We start from the raw sequence: 22864 nt of genomic DNA, 5'->3' as shown, positions 1-22864 counted from the left end.
AATGATCCGTTTTCTGTGTCATCGTGTGCTGCAAATGGTCGTGGTGCTGTTTCTGGTAGCGACTATCGTATTCCTGATAACCCGGATTATCCCCGGCGACCCGGCCGCCGTTATGCTTGGCCCGCAAGCCACTGTGGAAGCTGTCCATGAATTGAGGATGAAGCTGGGTCTGGATCGTTCGTTGCTTTCGCAATATCTGTTTTTTTTGCGGGATCTAGCGCATGGCGATTTGGGCTATTCCCTCTATTACGGCGAAAGCGTCAGTGCGCTGATTATGGAACGTCTGCCGAACACGTTGTTGCTCGGCGGCTTCGCGCTGGTGTTGTCGTTGCTGGTGGCCATCCCGGCGGGGATTATCTCCGCCGTGCGTCAGCACAGTCTGTTTGATTATGTGAGCGTGTTGCTGGCATTGATTGGCGTTTCCATTCCGGTCTTCTGGTTGGGATTACTGCTGGTGTTGCTGTTCTCCGTTCGACTGGCGTGGCTGCCCGCGACAGGCATGGGGGACTGGGACGAAGGGGCTATGGATGTGCTGCGCCATCTGATATTGCCCGGCGTCGCGTTATCCACGGTGCCGATGGCAACATTTGTGCGCATCACTCGTACCGCCATGCTGGAAGTTATCAACGCGTCTTTTATTCGCACAGCCAGGGCGAAAGGACTGTCGGAGTTCTCCGTGATTGGTAAGCACGCGTTTCGCAATGCGTTAAACCCCATCCTGACGGTGCTGGGGATTCAGATCTCAACCTTGTTGGGCGGCGCGGTTCTGACCGAAACCATTTTTGCCTGGCCGGGGATGGGGAGGCTCATTATCAGCGCCATTGAAAAACGCGATTTCATGGTGGTGCAAGGTACGATTATGTTCACCGCATTGATCTTTGTGGTGGTGAATACCTGCGTTGATGTGCTGTATGTGCTGGTCAACCCCCGAATCGATCTCAATGCCACACAGGGAGAACGTTGATGGACGCATTACGACGTTTCTGCCAGAACCGGATAGCGGTTATTGGACTGATAGTGGTTATCGTCATTGTGCTGATGGCATTGCTGGCACCCTGGATTACGCCGCACGACCCCAATCAAATGAACCTTGAGCGGTCGTTAAAAGGCATTGGTACACCGGGCGCATGGCTGGGGACAGATAATTTCGGGCGCGATATTTTAAGCCGCCTGATTTATGGCTCCAGGGTGTCGATTCTTATCGCGTTTACATCTATCGCCATTGGCGGGCTATTGGGCACCATGCTGGGCCTGGTGGCGGGGTATTTCGGCGGTTGGATTGATAATGCGGTAATGCGCCTGATGGATGCGCTGTTCGCATTCCCGTCGGTGTTGTTAGCCATTGCGCTGATGACGGTGCTGGGCGACGGGATGCTGAACCTGATAATCGCTATCTCGTTAGTGAATGTGCCCAACTTTGCCCGCATCATCCGCGGCGAAGCGCTGGCGATAAAACAGGAAAGTTATATCGATGTGGTGCGCACGCTCGGCGCGGGCCACGGGCGGATTATTTTCCGCCACATCCTGCCGAACACTATCGCCCCGCTCATTGTGTACGGCACCATGAGCATTGCGGGAGCGATTTTATCAGAAGCCGCGCTGAGTTTCCTGGGGCTTGGTATTCAGCCTCCCACGGCGACCTGGGGCAACATGCTGCGCGATGGGCAAGAGTTTTTGCGCATTGATTCCACGCTGACGTTGAGCGCCGGGCTGGCCATCCTTATGACCGTTTTAGCTTTTAACCTGGTGGGTGACGGGGTGCGTGAAGCCCTGGACCCTAAAATGAAAAAATGAGGCCCATTGTGATCGACGCAATTAATAACATCGCGACAACGCTGCGTGACGAACTGGTCGGCGCTGCCCGTTTTATCCACGCCAACCCCGAACTCGGGCTGGAAGAGAAAAAAGCACAAGCCACGCTGGTGGCGTTGCTGCGCAACCATGGTTTTGCGGTGGAGACCGGGCTGGCCGGGATGGAAACGTCCTTTGTGGCAGAATTCAGCACAGGCCCAGGGCCGGTTATCGCTTACCTGTCGGAATATGATGCACTACCTGGCATCGGCCATGCCTGCGGACATAACATTATCGGGACGTCCGGGGCGGGCGCCGGAATTATTACGAAAAAAATCATGGAACAGCGTGGCCTGTCCGGAACGGTGAAGGTGTTCGGCACCCCGGCAGAGGAGATAGGCGTGGGTAAAATCCGCATGATTGAGGCCGGGCTGTTTCAGGGCGTGGACGCCGCGATGCTAATGCACCCTTCGGATACTGCAATGGCGGACGATATCTCGTTTGCCAACTACACCTTTGAATACCACTTTACCGGCAAACCCGCCCATGCGGCGGCTTATCCGTGGGAAGGACGTAATGCTCTGGCCGGCGTAATTGAAATGTTCAATTCAATCAATGCATTGCGCCTCCATATGCGCGATTTTTGCCGGATAAACGGCATCATCACAGAAGGGGGACTGGCATCCAATATTATCCCGGCCAGCGCGAAAGCCGTGTTTAACCTACGCGCGCTGGATGGTGACACGCTGAAAACCGTGATTGAAAAAGTCCACAACTGCGCCAGGGGCGCTGCGCTGGCGACTGATACTGAGGTGAACATCACACAGACCGGGCTTGGGACGAAAGAAATCCGCAACAACAAGCGTATTGTGTCGCTGATTGCCCATCATTTTGATAACTTCGGCATCCCCCACATCCCACGTGACCTGACGCAGGGTATCGGCTCCACCGATATGGCGAACGTCACGCACGAAATCCCGGCTGTGCAGTCGTATATCGGTATCGGGAACGCCGCCGGGGCAACGCATACGCTGTCGTTTGCAAAAGCGGCGGGCTCGGAAACGGGCGATCAGGCGGTGCTGGATGCCGCCCGGGTCATGGCGGCCACCGGGTTGCAACTCATGACGGAAAGCACCCTGTTGGCCGACGTACAAGCTGAATTCGCGCAACGCCGGAAGCCCATATGATACCGCTGCTGGAGATAAAAAACCTTACGGTCGATTTCGCCTCCGGCAAACGGCACGCACGGGTTATTGACGGGCTAAACCTGACGCTACAGGCAGGGGAAATTCTGGCGATAGTCGGGGAGTCCGGCTCGGGGAAAAGCGTGACTGCGCTTAGCGTGATGGGGCTGTTGCCCACACAGGCATCCCTGGGGAAGCAGTCGGAAATCCGCTTTAACGGCACTAACTTGCGCGGATTATCTCCGGCCAGAATGCGGGCGTTGCGGGGGAAAGATATCGCCATGATTTTTCAGGACCCGATGTCGTCGCTGGATCCGTGCTACACCATCGGCGAGCAAATCATGGAAACCCTGCTGGCGCACCAATCGATGAGTCGTATTCAGGCACGAGAGGAGGCTCTGGCGCTGTTGCGTCAGGTGCATCTGACTGACCCGGAACGGCGCATGCAGCAGTATCCCCATGAATTATCCGGCGGGATGTGCCAGCGTGTGATGATAGCGATGGCGTTAAGTTCCCGCCCGCGGCTATTAATTGCCGATGAACCGACGACTGCGGTGGATGTCACGCTTCAGGCGCAAATCCTGGCGTTGCTCCGGGAACTGAATACGACGCTTGGCATTGGCATCATCATGATAACCCATGATCTGGGCGTAGTGGCCGAGCTTTGCCACCAGGTGCTGGTGATGTATGCAGGCACTTGTGTGGAATACGCCAGTGTGGAAACTCTGTTTGATACGCCCCGCCACCCCTACACGATTGGGCTGATGAAGTCGCGCCCGACGCTACATCAAGGGAAACAGGCTCTGACACCAATAGAAGGTAGCCCCCCGGACTTATTCCAGCGCCAACCAGGTTGTCAGTTTGCCGCGCGTTGTCGCCATGTGACGCCCGCATGTCGGGTACGCCCCCCGGCGCTCACCATGCTGAATGCCGGGCATCAGGTTGCCTGTTTACTGGTTAACGAGAACGCCCTATGAATAAAGAAAAAATCCTCGAAGTGACGGGATTGCGGAAAAATTTCCGGGTCAATGGACGGGGCTGGTCTGCCACATCATCCCGGACGGTGACAGCGGTGGATGATGTGTCATTTAGCTTGTATCGGGGGGAAACGTTGGGGATTGTCGGCGAATCGGGATGTGGGAAATCCACCACTGCGCGCATGATTATTGGGCTGTTAACGCCCAGCGCCGGGCACGTACAATTTCATGGTGAGGATGTCCATCGCTGTGATAACACTGCCCGGCAAAACATCACCCGCCGCTTACAAATGGTTTTTCAGGACCCGTTCTCCTCACTTAACCCACGCCATAACGTCAATAGCCTGTTATCTGAGCCGTTTGCCATTCACTGCCCGCAGTTATCGCGTACCGAGGTGCGCAAGGCGGTGGTCGAATTGCTTGCGTTGATAGGGCTGGATGAGCAGGCGCTGAGCAAATATCCTCATGAGTTTTCCGGCGGGCAGCGTCAGCGGCTTAACATTGCCCGCGCTATCGCGCTACGCCCGGAGATAGTTATTTGCGATGAGGCGGTGTCCGCACTGGATGTGTCCATTCAGGCTCAGATCCTGAACTTGTTGAAAAAGCTCCAGAGCGAGCTTGGGATAACCTGGTTGTTTGTTTCTCACGATCTCAGCGTTGTGCGTTACATCAGCGATCGTATCGCGGTGATGTATCGGGGACGGATTGTGGAAATGGGGGATTGCGAAACCATTTACAACGCGCCGAAACACCCCTATACCCAGTCGTTGTTTGCGGCTATTCCCGCAGACCATCCTCGTAATAAGCAGCCCCGCCCGTTACGAAGTCATAATGAGTTGCCTGCGCCAGCGCCCGGCAGCCAGGGGTGCGCGTTTTATCAGGGCTGCCCGCGAGCGTCGGCACATTGTCAGGCGAGGGTCCCCGATGTACGGCTTGATGATGGCCGGCATGTCGCTTGCCACCTTTATGCAGATAATGCCATGGAATACTGATGAGGCTGAACGGGACAATGTGCCAGAAGATGGTCGGATACTGAGAACGTTGTCAAACCGTTCGGCCGACACGGCAGGCTGGCCGTTGCGGTCCGTTGTCCCGTAACTCATCAGTTCTCCTGCCGGACACACATACACATCTTTCTCCAGACCGTATCTGAAGTGCTTTTTCTGGTAATCATTCGGACCTGTGATACCCTGGAAGCATCATTTTAAGCAGGCGTACCAGGTCAATGGCGGAGCGACCATTATCAGAGCAGTAAAGATGGGCAACGGTATCGCGGATAAATTCAAAGTCGATGACGACATCGATTTTACGCACCAGATAGTCTTCAGGGGCCCGTTCTTCAAGGGACACCATTTAAAACGGGTATTGCTGCGAGGTGGGTTCTCTGAGCATTACGGTCAGCCCATAAAAATACTGACCTTATTAGGTAATAAGTTCCTGCTTTACGACCAGGACGCAATCTTAAAGGACTGAAAGGTTCTTTTTCAATGGAGGGTAGATAACGATGGACGTCTACAGAACCTGAATTGGAGCGGGAAACGAGACTCGAACTCGCGACCCCGACCTTGGCAAGGTCGTGCTCTACCAACTGAGCTATTCCCGCATATTTCTATGGTGCCGTGATGCGCATTTCTGCTTCGTCACGGGAGGCGCATTATACGAGAATTGGATTTACCTGCAACCCCCTGAGAGCAATTTTTTTCGTTTTTAGTTTAAGTGCCCACTTTATCATCAAATATGCGTTTAAATTGTCTGAATAATCAGCACATTCAGCAAAATCACTTTTTCCTGCTCCGCTAAAGGGGCAAAATCGCTCAGGTTTACAGGCGGATATCGCCCGCTAACGGTCAACAACGATGGCAATCCGGGAAATAAAATGAACAAAGCGCTTACCGTCCTGCTACTGTCCACATTTGCCGCAGGAACAGCAGCGGCGACAACGCTACATTTCGGGACCACAACGGCCAATCCGCCGTATGAAACCGTCAACAGTAAAAATCAGCCCACAGGTTTCGATATCGACCTGGCCAATGCCCTGTGCAGACAGATGCAGGCCACATGTAAATTTACCGCCCAGCGGTTCGATACGCTGATACCGGCGCTGCGCTTTAAGAAGTTCGACGCCATTATTGCCGGCATTGAAGTGCTTCCGATGCGAGAAAAACAGGTTGCCTTTAGCCACCCCTATCGTCAGGCGCTATCCGGCGTGGTGGTGACCGCAAAGGATGCCGCCCACACCTTTGCCGATCTGCAAAATAAAACGCTCGGTGTAGTGAAAGGGACGATTCATCAGCGCTATCTGCGGGATAAACAAAAAGCCATTCATGCGGTGCCTTACGAGAGCGACGAAAGTGCCTTAAACGCGCTGAAAGAAGGTGCGATCAGCGGGGTCATAGGCGATCAGGAAACCCTGAGCAAATGGCTTGAGGTTAACCCAGGCTACGCCATGATGGATCAACGCGCGACGGACCCGGGCTACTACGGAAAGCAGATCGCCATCGCAGTGCGTAAAGACGATCCTGAACTGCTGAATAACCTTAATGCCGCTCTGGAGACGGTCAAAGCCTCAGCGGAATTCCAGCAAATGGAACAGAAATGGTTTAAATAGCCGGGGATACCTCAGCGTTTGTGCCCCCGGCCAGGCCATTAAAGCTTAATAAAGTGCTCGCGGTAGTAGGCCAGTTCCGCGACCGACTCGCGAATATCGTCCATCGCCTGGTGTGTTCCCTGTTTCTTAAAACCGTCGAGGATTTCCGGCTTCCAGCGACGAGCCAGCTCTTTCAGCGTGCTGACGTCCAGATACCGATAGTGGAAGTAGGCTTCCAGCTCTGGCATATATTTAAACAAAAAGCGCCGGTCCTGGCCGATGCTGTTACCGCAAATCGGCGACTTACCCGCCGGCACCCACTGTTTGAGAAATGCGATTGTCTCCAGCTCCGCTTCACGCTCGCCCTGCGTACTCGCTTTCACCCGCGCCACCAGTCCACTACCGGTATGGGTACGCACGTTCCACTCATCCATCAGCGCCAGCTGCGCCTCCGACTGATGTACCGCAATTGTCGGCCCTTCCGCCAGAATATTCAGGTTTGCATCAGTCACCAGGGTGGCGATCTCAATGATGCGATCGCGTTCCGGATCCAGCCCCGTCATTTCAAGATCGATCCAAATCAGGTTGTTTTCATCTGCACTCATGTTATTTTCCACCCTTCTCACGTGACTATACCCTAAATAATTCAAGTCGCATCAAAGCGGCAAGCAAGCGACACATTCGTCAGGAACGAACTTGACCAGCCAAAAGCCGGCCTCCGGTGAGAGCATGGATGAGCCGAGTAATCCGCAGCCAATACCGAGGCAACTTGAAGGATGACGGGTATATATTCATCTAAAATAGCGTGTATCATAGATGTTTTGCCCCTACAGGGCGACCAGGAGCCAGTCCGATTGAGTAAAAATAAACTCTCCAAAGGCCAGCAGCGCCGCGTAAAGGCCAATCACCAGCGCCGCCTGAAAACGACTTCGGAGAAGGCCGATTTTGATGACAATCTGTTCGGTGAGAAAGCCGAAGGTATCGTCATTAGCCGCTTTGGTATGCATGCCGATGTTGAATCCGCCGACGGCAGCGTCCACCGTTGCAATATTCGTCGCACCATTCGTTCGCTGGTTACCGGCGATCGCGTCGTCTGGCGGCCAGGCAAAAGCGCGGCGGAAGGCGTGAATGTGAAAGGTATCGTCGAAGCCGTGCATGAGCGGACTTCCGTCCTGACGCGTCCGGATTTCTATGACGGCGTTAAACCCATTGCCGCCAATATCGATCAGATTGTTATTGTTTCGGCGATTTTGCCTGAACTATCGCCGAATATTATCGATCGCTATCTCGTCGCCTGCGAAACGTTGAACGTTGAGCCGCTGATCGTGCTCAATAAGATCGATTTGCTGGATCAGGAAGGTATGGACTTTGTCAACGCGCAAATGGACATTTATCGCGATATTGGCTATCGCGTATTGATGGTCTCCAGCCGTACTCAGGATGGCCTGAAGCCGCTTGAAGAGGCGCTCACCGAGCGTATCAGTATTTTTGCCGGGCAGTCCGGGGTCGGTAAATCCAGCCTGCTGAATGCGCTGTTGGGTCTGCGGGACGATCAAATTCTCACTAATGACGTTTCTGATGTGTCCGGTCTTGGCCAGCACACCACCACCGCCGCCCGCCTGTATCACTTCCCGCACGGCGGCGATGTGATTGACTCTCCTGGCGTGCGCGAGTTTGGCTTGTGGCACCTCGACGCGGAACAAATCACCCACGGTTTTGTCGAATTCCATGATTATTTAGGCCGTTGCAAATATCGCGACTGCAAACATGACACGGACCCAGGCTGTGCCATTCGCCAGGCGGTAGAAAACGGCGAAATCGCCGAGAGCCGGTTTGAAAACTACCACCGTATTCTGGAAAGCATGGCGCAGGTGCAGGTAAAAACGCGTAAAAGCTTTTCATCAACCGATGACTGACATTTAAGCTGGGCACCGTTAGAATCGTCCCCCTTTTTTCAGACCTCTCGCTAACAGGTGAGGTCAGGAACGACAAATCATGGCCTGGAGGCTACCTTGTTAAACGATCTTAAACTTTCACTGCAATACATTCTGCCGAAACTATGGCTCACCCGCCTCGCAGGCTGGGGAGCGCGCAAGCGAGCAGGCTGGCTGACAAAACTGGTCATCGACCTGTTCGTGAAATACTACAAGGTCGATATGAAGGAGGCGCAGAAGCCTGATACCGCCAGCTACCGCACCTTTAACGATTTCTTCGTTCGTCCGCTGCGCGACGACGTTCGCCCGCTAAACACCGATCCTGGCGTTCTGGTGATGCCAGCCGACGGTGTGATCAGTCAGCTCGGCACCATCGAAGACGACAAAATTCTGCAGGCCAAAGGCCACAACTACAGCCTGGAAGCGCTACTGGCCGGTAATTACCAGATGGCCGATCTGTTCCGTCATGGACACTTCGTCACGACCTATCTTTCACCGCGCGACTACCACCGCGTACATATGCCGTGTAACGGCATTCTGCGCGAAATGATCTACGTGCCGGGCGATCTGTTCTCTGTAAACCACCTGACCGCGCAAAACGTGCCAAATCTTTTTGCCCGCAACGAACGCGTCATCTGCCTGTTTGATACTGAATTTGGCCCCATGGCACAGATCCTGGTGGGCGCAACCATCGTCGGCAGCATTGAAACCGTATGGTCCGGCACCGTCACGCCGCCGCGTGAAGGGATTATTAAACGCTGGACATGGCCTGCTGGCGATAATGAAGGTTCCGTCGCCCTGCTTAAAGGCCAGGAGATGGGCCGCTTCAAGCTCGGTTCAACCGTGATTAACCTGTTTGCGCCGGGTCAGGTTAAATGGGTTGAGCAATTACAAAGCCTGTCAGTCACCAAAATTGGCCAGCCGCTGGCAATCGCCCCTGAAGCCGCTCCCCAGGACCAACCGGCTCCGCTGTCGGAAGAGGAAGTCCGCGCCGAACACGCGGCCAGCCCGTTGGTTGACGATAAACAAGACGAAGGTTAATTCCTGAGAAAAAAGGTTACGCCGTGCGCCTGATATACACTTTCCTGTTGGCCTTGAGCCTCAGTTTTGGGGCGTACGCTGCGACCGCCCCGGATGCTAAACATATCGCTCAGGAACTGGAACAGGCAAAGGCGGCGAAGCCCGCCCAGCCTGAAACCGTTGAGGTTCTGCAATCCGCCCTGAATGCGCTTGACGAGCGTAATGCTTCCCTTGAACGCGCTCGCCAGTATCAGCAGGTTATCGATAACTTTCCGAAACTCTCGCAAACCTTACGCACGCAGCTCAATAATCTGAGCGATGAGCCGCCTCAGATCGCCACCACCCTCTCCTCAGAGGCGCTGAACCAGGAGATTCTTCAGGTCAGCAGCCAGCTACTGGAAGTCAGCCGCACGGCCCAGCAGGAGCAGGATCGCGCGCGTGACATCGCCGACTCGCTCAATCAGCTACCGCAGCAGCAGAGCGATGCCCGTCGTCAGTTGAACGAGGTAGAACGCCGAATCGGCGCGCAAAACAGCAATACGCCGCTGGCACAGGCGCAAAACCTCGGCCTGCAGGCGGAGTCCGCGCGGCTCAAAGCCCTGGTCGATGAACTGGATCTGGCGCAGCTTTCCGCCAATAACCGTCAGGAGCTGTCACGGCTGCGCGCAGAGCTGGCGCAGAAAGAGAGCGAACAGCTTGACGCCCGGCTGCAGGCGCTACGTAATCAGCTTAACAGCCAGCGACAGCGCGAAGCGGAAAAAGCGCTGGAAAGTACTGAGCTCCTGGCGGAAAACAGCGAAAATCTGCCGCCCGACATCGTGAACCAGTTCAAAGTCAACCGGGAGCTTTCACAGGCGCTGAATCAACAGGCTCAACGCATGGATCTGATCGCCTCTCAGCAACGCCAGGCCAGCAACCAGACCCTGCAGGTGCGTCAGGCGCTAAACACCTTACGCGAGCAGGCGCAGTGGCTGGGCTCTTCCAATCTGCTTGGCGAAGCCTTACGGGCTCAGGTCGCCCGACTGCCGGATATACCGCGCCCGCAGCAACTGGACACCGAAATGGCGCAGCTTCGCGTACAGCGCCTGCGCTATGAAGATCAGCTCAACAAGCAATCACAGTTAAGGCAAATTCGTCAGGCCGATGGTCAACCGCTTACCCGCGAGCAGAACCGTATTCTGCAGGCCCAGATGCGTACACAAACCGAGTTGCTTAACTCGCTGCTGCGCGGCGGCGATACATTGATGCTTGAACTGACCAAGCTGAAGGTTGCCAACGGCCAACTGGAGGACGCGCTTAAAGAGATCAACGAAGCCACCCACCGGTATCTGTTCTGGACCTCAGACGTCAGCCCTGTCGGTTTTTCATGGCCGCTGGAAATCGTTCAGGATTTACGTCGGCTGATTTCGCTCAATACCATGAGCCAGCTCGGTAAAGCCAGCATCATGATGCTGACCAGCAAAGAGACGCTCCTGCCGCTCTTCGGCGCGCTGATCCTGGTCGGGTTCAGTATCAGCTCTCGTCGCCACTTCACGCGCTTTCTTGAGCGCTCCAGCGCCCGCGTCGGTAAGGTTACTCAGGATCACTTCTGGCTCACCTTACGCACCGTTTTCTGGTCGATACTGGTGGCTTCGCCGCTACCGGTCCTGTGGATGACGCTGGGTTACGGCCTGCAGGCCGCCTGGCCGTATCCGTTGGCCGTCGCCATTGGCGATAGCGTCACCGCCACCGTGCCGCTGCTGTGGGTGGTGATGATTTGCGCCACCTTCGCCCGTCCTGACGGCCTGTTCATCGCTCACTTTGGCTGGCCGCGCAATCGCGTCAGCAGAGCGATGCGCTACTACCTGATGAGTATCGGGCTGATTGTGCCGCTGATCATGGCGCTGATCACCTTCGATAACCTTAACGATCGCGAGTTTTCCGCCTCGCTGGGCCGCCTCTGCTTTATGCTGATTTGCGGCGCGCTGGCGGTGGTCACCCTGAGCCTGAAGCGCGCCGGGATACCGCTGTACCTCGACAAAGAAGGTAGCGGCGACAATATGGTTAACCGGCTGCTGTGGAATATGCTGCTCGGCGCGCCGCTGGTAGCAATGCTGGCGGCGGCGGTCGGTTACCTCGCCACGTCTCAGGCGCTGCTGGCCAGGCTGGAAACCTCGGTCGCCATCTGGTTCCTGCTGCTGGTGGTTTATCACATCATTCGCCGCTGGATGTTAATTCAGCGCCGTCGCCTGGCGTTCGATCGCGCAAAGCACCGGCGGGCAGAGATCCTCGCCCAACGCGCCCGCGGCGAAGAAGAGGTTCAGCACGCCAGCAGTCTGGAAGGTTCAATGGAGGCTGAGGTCAGCGAAATCGATCTTGATGCCATTAGCACTCAGTCATTACGTCTGGTGCGCTCTCTGCTGATGCTGATCGCGCTGGTGTCGGTCATTGTACTGTGGTCGGAAATCCACTCTGCGTTTGCTTTCCTGGAAAACATCTCGCTGTGGGACGTCACCTCAACCGCCCAGGGGGTAGAAAGTCTGGAGCCGATTACCCTCGGCGCGGTGCTTATTGCCATCCTGGTGCTGATTATCACGACACAACTGGTGCGTAACTTGCCCGCGCTGCTGGAGCTGGCAATCCTTCAGCACCTGGATCTGACGCCGGGCACCGGCTATGCCATTACCACCATTACCAAATATCTGTTGATGCTGATCGGCGGCCTGGTCGGTTTTTCGATGATTGGCATCGAATGGTCGAAGCTCCAGTGGCTCATCGCCGCTCTCGGCGTCGGACTGGGTTTTGGTTTACAGGAGATCTTCGCCAACTTTATCTCCGGCCTGATTATTCTGTTTGAGAAACCGATACGCATTGGCGATACGGTCACCATCCGCGATCTCACCGGCAGCGTCACGCGTATTAATACGCGCGCCACCACCATCAGCGACTGGGACCGCAAAGAGATTATTGTGCCGAACAAGGCGTTCATCACCGAGCAGTTCATCAACTGGTCGTTGTCGGATTCCGTCACCCGCGTGGTATTAACGGTGCCTGCGCCGGTAGATGCCAATACGGAAGAGGTATCGCAGATCCTGTTAACCGCCGCGCATCGCTGTTCGTTAGTTATTGATACGCCAGCGCCGGAAGCTTTCCTCGTTGACCTGCAGCAGGGGATACAGATTTTCGAGCTGCGTATTTTCGCCGCGGAGATGGGACACCGTATGCCGTTGCGTCACGAGATGCACCAGTTGATTCTGGCCGGCTTCCGTGAGCACGGGATCGATATGCCATTCCCGCCGTTTCAGATGCGTCTGGAAAGCATTGATGGCAGGAAAAGCAGCAGAACGCTGACATCAGCGGGGAAAACCAGTCGCACCGCCGGCAGCCTGTAAGTGTGAATCGGCTAATTGAACAGAGAGACCGCCGGTCTCTCTCGCAAAACCGCCTGTCCGCGGCGAAAGGGAAATGGGCTAAATATCAGGCCCGGTCAACGGTAAAAGACATTACCTCGCCGATACTTTCCGCGCCCAGCGCCAGCATCACCACGCGATCCACCCCCAATGCCACACCGGAGCAATCCGGCAGACCGGCTTCCAGCGCCGCCAGCAGGTTATAATCAATCGGCTGCTGAGGCAGGCCACGAGCCGCCCGCTTACGGTTATCCTGCTCAAAACGCTGCCGTTGCTCGCCCGCATCAGTCAGTTCGTGGAAGCCATTTGCCAGCTCAATGCCCTTGTAATAGACCTCAAAACGCTCTGCCACACGGTGATCTTCAGTGCTGATTTGCGCCAACGACGCCTGGCTTGCCGGAAAGTGATAGACAAATGTCGGACGATCTTTGCCAATATGCGGCTCAACGCCCATTGTAAAGAGCAACTGTAGCAGCGTATCCCTGTCGTCTTCCGTATCGGCGATATTGCTCAAATCCAGTTTCGCCGCCACCTCCCGCAACTGCGTTTTATCTGCTGACAACGGGTCTACTTCCAGGTACCGCTGGAATGCCTGCTGGTAGGAGAGGCTTTCCGCAGGCTGGCATTCCAGAACCTGCTGCAGCAGATCGTCGACTTCATTCATCAGTCGATACATGTCATAGCAGGGGCGATACCACTCCAGCATGGTGAATTCCGGGTTATGATGACGCCCCATCTCTTCATTGCGGAAGCTGCGACATAGCTGAAACACCGGGCCGCAACCGGCTGCCAGCAGGCGCTTCATATGGTATTCAGGGCTGGTCATCAGATACAAATTCAACCCCTGGGAATGGCCGGGGCCAACGAAACGGGTTTCAAACGGGACCATATGGATATCCGTCACCGTCGCCTGACTCATGCAAGGCGTCTCCACCTCCAGCACGCCGCGATCGGTAAAGAAACGGCGAATTTCCGCCATCACCGCGGCACGTTTTAACAGATTAGGAATGGATGCGCTCGGCTGCCAGCTTGCCGTTTCGCTCATGGTACTTTCTCCGATTTGAAACAAGGGCTCGAAGTCTACTCGTAACTGGCGAGTGAAACAAATTATGTGCAACGCCGCGAACATATTACATACGTTTAATTTATTGATAATCAGTAAAAACGGCAGAGAACAGCGAAAAAACCGCACGGAACGATAAAAAAATCGAACACGTCAATTTTCCCTGATGATCGTACGGCTATACTCCCTACCTATAAAGGAGAAGTAATACATTTTCGCCAATCCGCCGGCGGAATAAACAAAAACTGGAGGAATGTCGTGCAAACTTTTCAAGCCGATCTTGCCGTAATTGGCGCAGGCGGAGCAGGTCTTCGCACCGCAATTGCCGCCGCACATGCGAATCCAAATGCCAAAATCGCTCTAATTTCCAAAGTCTATCCTATGCGTAGCCATACCGTGGCGGCTGAAGGAGGGTCCGCTGCCGTCGCCCAGGATCATGATAGTTTTGAGTACCATTTTCACGACACCGTTGCCGGTGGAGACTGGTTGTGCGAGCAGGATGTGGTCGACTACTTCGTCCATCACTGCCCGCAAGAGATGACCCAACTTGAACAGTGGGGATGTCCATGGAGTCGTCGCCCTGACGGCAGCGTCAACGTCCGACGCTTCGGCGGCATGAAAATCGAACGCACCTGGTTCGCCGCCGATAAAACCGGCTTTCATATGCTACACACCCTGTTCCAGACCTCCCTCCAGTTTCCGCAAATTCAACGCTTCGATGAGCATTTCGTCCTCGACATTCTGGTCGATGATGGCCAGGCGCGTGGCCTGGTCGCGATGAACATGATGGAAGGTACGCTGGTGCAGATCCGTGCTAACGCGGTGGTGCTGGCGACCGGCGGCGCGGGGCGCGTTTATCGTTATAATACCAACGGCGGCATCGTCACTGGCGACGGGATGGGCATGGCGCTAAGTCACGGCGTACCGCTGCGGGACATGGAGTTCGTACAATATCACCCAACGGGTCTGCCGGGGTCCGGTATCCTGATGACCGAAGGCTGTCGCGGCGAAGGTGGCATTCTGGTCAACAAAAACGGCTACCGCTATCTCCAGGATTACGGCATGGGTCCGGAAACGCCCCTCGGCGAACCGAAAAACAAATACATGGAGCTTGGCCCTCGGGACAAAGTCTCCCAGGCATTCTGGCACGAATGGCGCAAAGGCAATACGATCCCAACGCCGCGAGGCGATGTGGTTTATCTCGATCTGCGCCATCTCGGCGAGAAAAAACTGCTCGAACGTCTGCCGTTCATTTGTGAACTCTCGAAGGCCTACGTCGGCGTCGATCCGGTGAAAGACCCGATTCCGGTACGGCCAACCGCCCACTACACCATGGGCGGTATCGAAACCGACCAGCAGTGTGAAACCCGCATTAAAGGCCTCTTTGCCGTGGGCGAATGCTCATCCGTTGGCCTGCACGGCGCTAACCGTCTTGGTTCCAATTCGCTGGCGGAACTGGTGGTCTTTGGTCGTCTGGCCGGCGAGCAAGCGATGCTGCGCGCAGCAGATGCCGGCGACGCTAACGGCGCGGCGCTGGATGCACAGGCCGCCGATGTCGAGAAACGTTTGCACGCCCTGGTTAACCAGGAAGGTAACGAGAACTGGGCGAAAATCCGCGATGAAATGGGCCTGTCGATGGAGGAAGGTTGCGGCATCTACCGTACGCCGGAGTTGATGCAGAAAACCATTGATAAACTGGCCGAGCTGCAGGAGCGCTTCCGGCGTGTGCGTATCACCGACACCTCCAGCGTGTTCAATACTGACCTGCTTTACACCATTGAGTTAGGACACGGCCTGAACGTCGCTGAATGTATGGCGCACTCAGCGATGGCGCGTAAAGAATCCCGCGGCGCGCATCAGCGTCTGGATGAGGGGTGCACTGAACGCGACGATGTCAATTTCCTCAAGCATACGCTCGCTTTCCGTGATGCCGACGGTAATACCAGCCTGGCGTACAGTGATGTAAAAATCACCACTCTGCCGCCAGCAAAACGCGTGTATGGCGCTGAAGCGGAAGCAGCCGAGAAGAAGGAGACGACGAATGGCTGAGATGAAAAATATGAAGGTCGAAGTGGTGCGCTACAATCCGGAAGTGGACAGCGCACCCCACAGCGCTTTCTATGACGTTCCCTACGATGAGCAAACTTCACTGCTTGATGCCCTCGGCTATATCAAAGATAACCTTGCGCCCGATCTCAGCTACCGCTGGTCATGCCGTATGGCGATTTGCGGCTCCTGCGGCATGATGGTGAACAACGTGCCAAAACTGGCCTGTAAAACCTTCCTGCGCGAGTACAGTAAGGGGATTAAGGTTGAAGCGCTGGCCAACTTCCCGATTGAGCGCGACCTGGTCGTCGATATGACCCACTTTATTGAAAGTCTGGAAGCGATTAAGCCATACATCATCGGCAACTCACGTACGACTGACCAGGGGCCAAACAAGCAAACGCCGGCGCAAATGGCGAAGTATCACCAGTTTTCTGGCTGTATCAACTGCGGCTTGTGCTATGCGGCCTGCCCACAGTTTGGCCTTAATCCTGAGTTTATCGGCCCGGCGGCGATCACTCTCGCCCATCGTTACAACGAAGACAGCCGTGACCACGGTAAAAAGGAACGTATGGCGCAGCTTAATGGCAAGAATGGCGTCTGGACCTGTACTTTCGTGGGCTACTGCTCTGAAGTCTGTCCTAAACACGTCGATCCGGCGGCCGCGATCCAGCAGGGCAAGGTCGAAAGTTCGAAAGACTTTCTTATCGCCACCCTGAAACCACGCTAAGGAGTGCAGTATGACGACTAAACGCAAACCCTACGTACGGCCAATGCCGTCCACCTGGTGGAAAAAGCTGCCGTTTTATCGCTTCTATATGCTGCGCGAGGGGACAGCGGTGCCAACGGTGTGGTTCAGCATTGTGCTGATTTACGGACTCTTCGCCCTGAAGCAGGGTGCGGAAAGCTGGGCGGGCTATATCGGTTTTCTACAAAACCCGATTGTCGTGATTCTGAACCTGATCACGCTTGCTGCCGCGCTGCTGCATAGCAAAACCTGGTTCGAACTGGCGCCGAAAGCCGCCAATATTATCGTCAAAGGCGAGAAAATGGGGCCAGAGCCAATCATTAAAGGGCTTTGGGTCGTCACTGCGGTCGTTACCGTGGTGATTCTGTTTGTCGCCCTGTTCTGGTAAGGAGGCTGGAATGATCAATCCCAACCCAAAACGTTCTGATGAACCCGTATTCTGGGGGCTGTTTGGCGCCGGTGGTATGTGGGGGGCAATTATCGCCCCCGTGATAGTACTGCTGGTTGGCATTATTATGCCGCTCGGCCTCGCCCCCGATGATGCGTTTAGTTACCAACGCGTACTGGCTTTTGCCCACAGTTTCATTGGCCGCGCATTCATTTTCCTGATGATTGTTCTGCCCCTGTGGTGCGGACTCCACCGTATTCATCACGCGATGCATGATTTGAAAATTCACATTCCCAACGGGAAGTGGATTTTCTACGGGCTGGCAGCAATTCTGACGATTGTGACGCTGGTCGGCATTTTATTTATATAAATCCGATTGCCGGATGACGCATTTATGCAGACTCCGGCCTTCACAGCGATCAAATCGTTATGCGCGAATCAATACGTTTAATGGGCACTCAACTTCAGCCCGATAATGCCAATCACAATACAGACGAGGCTGGTAATACGCAGCAGACTGGCAGACTCTCCCAATAAAATAATCCCCGTGACCGCGGCACCAACCGCGCCAATCCCGGTCCATATCGCGTAAGCCGTCCCCACAGGTAATGTTTTCATCGCCCACGACAGCAATGTCAGACTCACAACCATCGCAACAATCGTGATCGCGCTGGGTAACAGACGGCTAAAACCGTGGGTATATTTCAGGCCAACCGCCCAGACAACTTCGAGAAGACCCGCAATAAATAACGCTAACCAGGACATATGGCTCCTTTGCTGGAGTCGTCCCCGAATGTGAAGCGCTCACGGGTCGTCCCGTAAGGCAGATGATCGTCCGTGGAGATTATACACAATGCACTGAGGGAAGAAAGAACGGTACGACCAATGGCCGTACCGCCATGGTCTATTGCTGAGCTTTGGTTGCCGCGCCAGAAATTGCGCTACCACCTTCGGAAATATCCTGACCAATACCGCGCGTTGTATTGCATGCGGTCAATACAGAGGAAAGAACCAAAACCGTAAAGAACGCTGCAATTGTTTTTTTCACCATAATGTCATCCTTATTTACCCGTTTTTAGTTATCGTGCTCTATAAGCATAGACAATCGGCTCTGGAATGAAGGCAGCGCTACGTTTTTTAAGAAAAAAGAGATTAACGACAAGCGTCAGGGAGGAGGAATCGTTTATAAATCTGAATTGCCTGATGCGGAAAATGCGCTGGCAGTCAAGGGAAACACGCCCCGGATTCTGGATATCGTCGCCAGCGCCACAAACCATATTGCATTAACAGGGCGCCGCTCAGGAACAACACGACCAGACGTTTTATGGTGCGCTTCATCTTCCTGGCGACGGTTTCGCCAGGCAAAAGGCGCAGCATCGCGCTGCGCCAACCCGCTCATCGCGTAAATTACTTCACGCGGGATACATATTCGCCAGAGCGGGTATCCACTTTGATGACTTCGCCAATCTGCACGAACAGCGGAACTTTAACCACTGCGCCGGTAGACAGCGTCGCCGGTTTGCCGCCAGTACCTGCGGTATCGCCTTTCAGACCTGGGTCAGTGTCGACGATTTCCAGTTCAACGAAGTTTGGCGGGGTGACGGAGATAGGCTGGCCGTTCCACAGCGTTACGATGCATTCAGCCTGATCCAGCAGCCATTTGGCGTTATCGCCAACCGCTTTCTCGTCAGCAGCAAGCTGTTCGAAAGTTGAGTTATTCATAAAGTGCCAAAACTCACCATCGCTATAGAGGTAAGTCAGGTTCATATCAACAACATCGGCGCCTTCCGCGGAATCGGTGGACTTGAAGGTTTTCTCAACACGCGTTCCTGTCAGCAGGCGACGCAGCTTAACGCGCGCAAAGGCCTGGCCTTTACCGGGTTTCACAAATTCGCTTGCTTCAACTGCATAAGGTTCGCCGTCCAGCATGATTTTAAGACCGGCACGAAAATCGTTGCTATAGTAAGTCGCCATAAGGCCCTCTAAAATTTTGTTAATTGGTAGCTAAGCCACAAAATGGCGCATATTGTAACCCTAAATACCTCATCCAGAGAAGATTGGTTAACGCAACTTTCCGATGTCGTGACCAGTCCCGATGAACTGCTACAGCTTTTAAGTATAACTGCTGATGCAAAGCTGTTGGCCGGATACGATGCCCGGCGCCTGTTCGCCCTACGCGTTCCGCGGGCGTTTATCGCCAGAATGGAACCTGGCAATCCTGATGATCCCCTGCTTCGTCAGGTACTTACATCACAAGATGAATTCATCACTGCACCAGGATTCTCAACCGATCCCCTGCAAGAACAGCACAGCGTGGTTCCCGGTTTGCTGCACAAATACAAGAATCGTGCGCTGCTGCTGGTCAAAGGCGGCTGTGCCGTAAACTGCCGCTACTGCTTCCGTCGCCACTTCCCCTACGCCGAAAATCAGGGTAATAAACGCAACTGGCAGATGGCGCTGGAGTATATTGCGACCCATCCTCAGCTTGACGAGATTATCTTTTCCGGAGGCGATCCGCTAATGGCAAAAGATCACGAACTTGACTGGCTATTCACACAGCTGGAAGCGATTGCACATATAAAACGTGTGCGTATCCACAGCCGGTTACCAATCGTCATCCCGGCGCGTATTACCGATACACTCGTTGACCGGGTCGCCGCATCATCGTTACAGATATTGCTTGTCAATCATATCAACCATGCCAATGAAATTGACGGTGAATTTCGTCGCGCGATGATGCGGCTTCGTATGGCCGGCGTCACACTGCTTAACCAAAGTGTGCTGCTACGTGGCGTCAACAATAGTGCAAAAACCCTTGCTGACTTGAGTAACGCGCTGTTCGATGCCGGGGTAATGCCTTATTACTTGCATGTCCTGGACAAAGTTCAGGGCGCATCCCATTTTATGGTCGACGACGAAGAGGCTCGCGCAATTATGCGAGAACTACTGACGCTGGTTTCCGGCTATATGGTGCCAAAACTCGCGCGGGAGATTGGGGGAGAACCCAGTAAAACACCGCTGGATCTCGGATTAAAACAGCGCTAATCAAGTGGATCTGCCGGTTTTATCCGGCAGAGGAACGATGACCGGTGGACAAATGAAGGTCAGGTGCCACGCCTTATGATCGGGGCACCGAATGCCGTCAATTCGGGCACTTATAGACCTGGCCATTCATCTGGCTGTCTGTCGGGATAAAGCTCGACAGCAGATTCTGAGTCGGGCTGCTGACGCCGTAAATCACATTGCCGCCCATTTCCGCCGCATGGTTACGCAGCGCGTTTGCCGCACCGCGCATAGAACCGCCTTCATCGCCATTCTGCCCTGACAGCCAGTTACTTTGCTTACCGGTCGCGGTTCCTAATAACTGGCATTCCGAACCCGGTTTATCTTCAACAAAGCGCACATTCTGGCCACCAGAGGTCAGTTCGTTGCTGGTGCTGCAACCTGCTAACAATAATGCTGCGCCGACGATCCCTGCTACATATTTTATCTGCATGTTATTCCCCACGATCAATGAGCCGGACGCGCTGGCCCGGATGTACAACCTTATACTAAAAAGGTAGCAAAAAGAAAAACCCCCGAGCATTTCTGCCCGGGGGTTTCCTTATTACTAAGCGGTATAGCGCACGATTACATCATGCCGCCCATACCACCCATGCCGCCCATGCCGCCAGCAGCACCTAAGTCAGGCGCATCGGCTTTCGGCAGGTCGGTTACCATGCACTCGGTGGTGATCATCAGACCAGCAACGGATGCCGCATACTGCAGAGCAGAACGGGTCACTTTGGTTGGGTCCAGGATACCGAAGTCGATCATGTTGCCGTATTCTTCGGTCGCGGCGTTATAACCGTAGTTACCTTCACCGCCTTTCACGTTGTTAGCCACAACAGACGGCTCTTCACCGGCGTTGGAAACGATCTGACGCAGCGGAGCTTCCATCGCGCGCAGCGCAACTTTGATACCCACGTTCTGGTCTTCGTTCTGCGCAGTCAGGCCAGACAGTTTAGCGGCGACGCGAACCAGCGCAACACCACCACCAGCAACCACGCCTTCTTCTACCGCAGCACGGGTCGCGTGCAGGGCATCATCAACGCGGGCTTTCTTCTCTTTCATTTCAACTTCGGTCGCAGCACCAACTTTGATTACTGCCACACCGCCTGCCAGTTTAGCAACGCGTTCCTGCAGTTTTTCGCGGTCGTAGTCAGAAGTCGCTTCTTCGATCTGCTTACGGATCTGAGAAACGCGGCCCTGAATCGCCGCTTCTTCACCCACACCATCAATAATAGTGGTGGTATCTTTGTTGATAACAATGCGTTTTGCCTGACCCAGGTCTTCCAGCGTCGCTTTTTCCAGCTCCATACCGATCTCTTCAGAGATAACGGTACCGCCAGTCAGGGTTGCGATGTCCTGCAGCATTGCTTTACGACGGTCACCGAAGCCCGGCGCTTTAACCGCAGCCACTTTAACAATACCACGCATGGTGTTAACCACCAGGGTCGCCAGCGCTTCGCCTTCAACGTCTTCAGCGATGATAACCAGCGGTTTACCCGCTTTTGCTACGGCTTCCAGAACCGGCAGCAATTCGCGGATGTTGGAGACTTTTTTGTCAGCCAGCAGGATATACGGGCTTTCCAGCTCAACAGCACCGGTGTCCGGTTTGTTGATGAAGTACGGAGAGAGGTAACCGCGGTCAAACTGCATACCTTCAACGACATCCAGCTCGTCTTCCAGACCGGTACCATCTTCAACGGTAATCACGCCTTCTTTACCGACTTTGTCCATCGCTTCCGCGATCAGTTTACCAACGGTTTCATCGGAGTTAGCGGAGATCGTACCAACCTGAGCGATAGCTTTAGAGTCAGAGCACGGTACAGACAGCACTTTCAGCTCTTCAACCGCGGCCTGAACGGCTTTATCGATACCACGTTTCAGATCCATCGGGTTCATGCCCGCCGCAACGGCTTTCAGGCCTTCAGCGATGATAGACTGAGCCAGTACGGTCGCGGTGGTGGTACCGTCGCCTGCCGCGTCATTCGCTTTAGAGGCCACTTCTTTCACCATCTGCGCACCCATGTTTTCGAACTTGTCTTCCAGTTCGATTTCACGTGCAACGGATACGCCATCTTTGGTGATGGTCGGTGCGCCGAAGGATTTGTCGAGAACAACGTTACGGCCTTTCGGGCCCAGAGTCACTTTAACTGCGTCTGCCAGTACGTTTACGCCGCGCAGCATTTTCACACGAGCGTCGTTACCGAATTTTACGTCTTTAGCTGCCATTTTACTTTTCCCTTAAATTCGTATGTTCAGTGTCGTTCGCGGATTACGCTTCAACAATTGCCAGAATGTCGTTTTCGGACATGATCAACACTTCTTCATTGTCGATCTTCTCGGATTTCACCCCGTAACCATCGTTAAAAATCACGATGTCACCAACTTTAACGTCCAGAGGCTGCACGGTTCCGTTTTCCAGAATGCGGCCCTTACCGACAGCGATGATTTCGCCACGAGTTGATTTTGTTGCCGCAGAGCCGGTCAGAACGATGCCACCTGCAGATTTGGTTTCAACTTCTTTACGTTTGACGATCACACGATCATGTAACGGACGAATACTCATTGATAGCTCTCCTTTGAGAAAGTCATTATCAGTTATGGATGACGCCGGTCCGCACACGGTTTTCCGGCTAGTGCACTGAGAGATGGGGATGGGGTTTCACCGCTTCAAGGGGAAAACAAAAAA

At 54.5% G+C, this 22864-nt stretch carries 22 protein-coding genes, 1 tRNA gene and 1 pseudogene; 14 read left to right on the top strand and 10 right to left on the bottom strand.

The features are described from left to right. Position 1: 1 nt before the first annotated feature. The 5 genes from ABK821_RS04180 to ABK821_RS04160 are packed head-to-tail and all read left to right on the top strand — an operon-like array spanning position 2 to position 4944. Complete coding sequence (locus ABK821_RS04180) at positions 2-964, top strand: ABC transporter permease (protein ID WP_138358518.1); 963 nt, start codon at positions 2-4, stop codon at positions 962-964. Beyond that, entirely contained in the window at positions 964-1794 is an 831-nt protein-coding gene (locus tag ABK821_RS04175; protein ID WP_138358516.1) for an ABC transporter permease, read from the top strand. The genes ABK821_RS04180 and ABK821_RS04175 overlap by 1 nt, the downstream gene beginning before the upstream one ends. Before the next feature lie 8 nt (positions 1795-1802). Next, positions 1803-2978, top strand: a complete 1176-nt coding sequence (locus tag ABK821_RS04170; protein ID WP_138358514.1) for a M20 family metallopeptidase — start codon at positions 1803-1805, stop codon at positions 2976-2978. After that, positions 2975-3952: an ABC transporter ATP-binding protein gene (locus ABK821_RS04165; protein ID WP_138358512.1), complete on the top strand. Its 978-nt coding sequence runs from the start codon at positions 2975-2977 to the stop codon at positions 3950-3952. The genes ABK821_RS04170 and ABK821_RS04165 overlap by 4 nt, the downstream gene beginning before the upstream one ends. After that, complete coding sequence (locus ABK821_RS04160) at positions 3949-4944, top strand: ABC transporter ATP-binding protein (protein WP_138358510.1); 996 nt, start codon at positions 3949-3951, stop codon at positions 4942-4944. Before ABK821_RS04165 ends, ABK821_RS04160 begins: the two co-directional genes overlap by 4 nt. Before the next feature lie 193 nt (positions 4945-5137). Here the strand turns inward: ABK821_RS04160 and ABK821_RS04155 are convergent. Continuing rightward, positions 5138-5305: pseudogene (locus ABK821_RS04155) on the bottom strand (IS5/IS1182 family transposase); the annotation flags it as partial. A 174-nt stretch (positions 5306-5479) separates the two neighbouring features. Continuing rightward, a tRNA-Gly gene (locus ABK821_RS04150) sits at positions 5480-5555 on the bottom strand. A 273-nt stretch (positions 5556-5828) separates the two neighbouring features. On the opposite strand from ABK821_RS04150, the gene ABK821_RS04145 reads away from it, so the two are divergent. Continuing rightward, the gene (locus ABK821_RS04145) at positions 5829-6560 is read left to right on the top strand and encodes an arginine ABC transporter substrate-binding protein (protein WP_343178160.1); all 732 of its coding nucleotides are present in this window, start codon (positions 5829-5831) and stop codon (positions 6558-6560) included. A 38-nt stretch (positions 6561-6598) separates the two neighbouring features. Here ABK821_RS04145 and orn read toward each other — a convergent pair whose 3' ends face one another. After that, positions 6599-7144 carry an oligoribonuclease gene (orn, locus tag ABK821_RS04140; protein WP_138358504.1) on the bottom strand — a complete coding sequence of 182 codons (546 nt, stop codon included), beginning with the start codon at positions 7142-7144 and terminating at the stop codon, positions 6599-6601. Positions 7145-7393: 249 nt separating this feature from the next. On the opposite strand from orn, the gene rsgA reads away from it, so the two are divergent. The 3 genes from rsgA to mscM all read left to right on the top strand — a co-directional run bounded on the left by rsgA (position 7394) and on the right by mscM (position 12864). Then, the gene (rsgA, locus tag ABK821_RS04135) at positions 7394-8455 is read left to right on the top strand and encodes a small ribosomal subunit biogenesis GTPase RsgA (protein ID WP_138358502.1); all 1062 of its coding nucleotides are present in this window, start codon (positions 7394-7396) and stop codon (positions 8453-8455) included. 96 nt (positions 8456-8551) lie between these two features. Further along, complete coding sequence (gene asd, locus ABK821_RS04130) at positions 8552-9514, top strand: archaetidylserine decarboxylase (protein WP_138358500.1); 963 nt, start codon at positions 8552-8554, stop codon at positions 9512-9514. Positions 9515-9537: 23 nt separating this feature from the next. Then, positions 9538-12864 (top strand): miniconductance mechanosensitive channel MscM, encoded by a 3327-nt coding sequence (mscM, locus tag ABK821_RS04125; protein WP_343178161.1) that lies wholly within the window; start codon positions 9538-9540, stop codon positions 12862-12864. 85 nt (positions 12865-12949) lie between these two features. Here mscM and epmA read toward each other — a convergent pair whose 3' ends face one another. Then, a complete protein-coding gene (gene epmA, locus ABK821_RS04120) occupies positions 12950-13927 on the bottom strand; it encodes an elongation factor P--(R)-beta-lysine ligase (protein ID WP_138358496.1) in 978 nt (325 codons plus the stop codon). A 276-nt stretch (positions 13928-14203) separates the two neighbouring features. On the opposite strand from epmA, the gene frdA reads away from it, so the two are divergent. The 4 genes from frdA to frdD are packed head-to-tail and all read left to right on the top strand — an operon-like array spanning position 14204 to position 17497. Next, the gene (gene frdA, locus ABK821_RS04115) at positions 14204-15994 is read left to right on the top strand and encodes a fumarate reductase (quinol) flavoprotein subunit (protein WP_138358494.1); all 1791 of its coding nucleotides are present in this window, start codon (positions 14204-14206) and stop codon (positions 15992-15994) included. Next, entirely contained in the window at positions 15987-16721 is a 735-nt protein-coding gene (locus ABK821_RS04110) for a succinate dehydrogenase/fumarate reductase iron-sulfur subunit (protein WP_138358492.1), read from the top strand. The genes frdA and ABK821_RS04110 overlap by 8 nt, the downstream gene beginning before the upstream one ends. Before the next feature lie 10 nt (positions 16722-16731). Then, entirely contained in the window at positions 16732-17127 is a 396-nt protein-coding gene (gene frdC / locus ABK821_RS04105) for a fumarate reductase subunit FrdC (protein ID WP_138358490.1), read from the top strand. A 10-nt stretch (positions 17128-17137) separates the two neighbouring features. Then, the gene (frdD, locus tag ABK821_RS04100) at positions 17138-17497 is read left to right on the top strand and encodes a fumarate reductase subunit FrdD (RefSeq protein ID WP_138358488.1); all 360 of its coding nucleotides are present in this window, start codon (positions 17138-17140) and stop codon (positions 17495-17497) included. A 77-nt stretch (positions 17498-17574) separates the two neighbouring features. On the opposite strand, the gene sugE is transcribed toward frdD, so the two are convergent. The 3 genes from sugE to efp all read right to left on the bottom strand — a co-directional run bounded on the left by sugE (position 17575) and on the right by efp (position 19101). Then, positions 17575-17892: a quaternary ammonium compound efflux SMR transporter SugE gene (gene sugE, locus ABK821_RS04095; protein WP_138358486.1), complete on the bottom strand. Its 318-nt coding sequence runs from the start codon at positions 17890-17892 to the stop codon at positions 17575-17577. A 139-nt stretch (positions 17893-18031) separates the two neighbouring features. Further along, positions 18032-18178 (bottom strand): lipoprotein toxin entericidin B, encoded by a 147-nt coding sequence (gene ecnB, locus ABK821_RS04090; RefSeq protein ID WP_138358484.1) that lies wholly within the window; start codon positions 18176-18178, stop codon positions 18032-18034. A gap of 356 nt (positions 18179-18534) precedes the next feature. Then, positions 18535-19101 carry an elongation factor P gene (gene efp, locus ABK821_RS04085; protein ID WP_138358482.1) on the bottom strand — a complete coding sequence of 189 codons (567 nt, stop codon included), beginning with the start codon at positions 19099-19101 and terminating at the stop codon, positions 18535-18537. Between the two features lie 42 nt (positions 19102-19143). Between efp and epmB the strand changes: the two genes are divergently transcribed. Beyond that, a complete protein-coding gene (gene epmB, locus ABK821_RS04080; RefSeq protein WP_343178162.1) occupies positions 19144-20172 on the top strand; it encodes an EF-P beta-lysylation protein EpmB in 1029 nt (342 codons plus the stop codon). Positions 20173-20269: 97 nt separating this feature from the next. Here the strand turns inward: epmB and ABK821_RS04075 are convergent, their stop codons facing one another. From ABK821_RS04075 to ABK821_RS04065, 3 genes are all read right to left on the bottom strand, one after another. Further along, the gene (locus ABK821_RS04075) at positions 20270-20623 is read right to left on the bottom strand and encodes a DUF4156 domain-containing protein (protein ID WP_138358478.1); all 354 of its coding nucleotides are present in this window, start codon (positions 20621-20623) and stop codon (positions 20270-20272) included. 134 nt (positions 20624-20757) lie between these two features. Beyond that, positions 20758-22404: a chaperonin GroEL gene (gene groL / locus ABK821_RS04070; RefSeq protein ID WP_138358476.1), complete on the bottom strand. Its 1647-nt coding sequence runs from the start codon at positions 22402-22404 to the stop codon at positions 20758-20760. 43 nt (positions 22405-22447) lie between these two features. Next, a complete protein-coding gene (locus ABK821_RS04065) occupies positions 22448-22741 on the bottom strand; it encodes a co-chaperone GroES (RefSeq protein WP_138358474.1) in 294 nt (97 codons plus the stop codon). Positions 22742-22864: the final 123 nt, after the last annotated feature.

This window comes from Klebsiella sp. KE9456, assembly GCF_043832615.1.
Classification (GTDB): domain Bacteria; phylum Pseudomonadota; class Gammaproteobacteria; order Enterobacterales; family Enterobacteriaceae; genus Klebsiella; species Klebsiella indica.
Note: the sequence above shows the minus strand (reverse complement) of the source record. Positions and strands in the feature narration are given on the sequence as shown.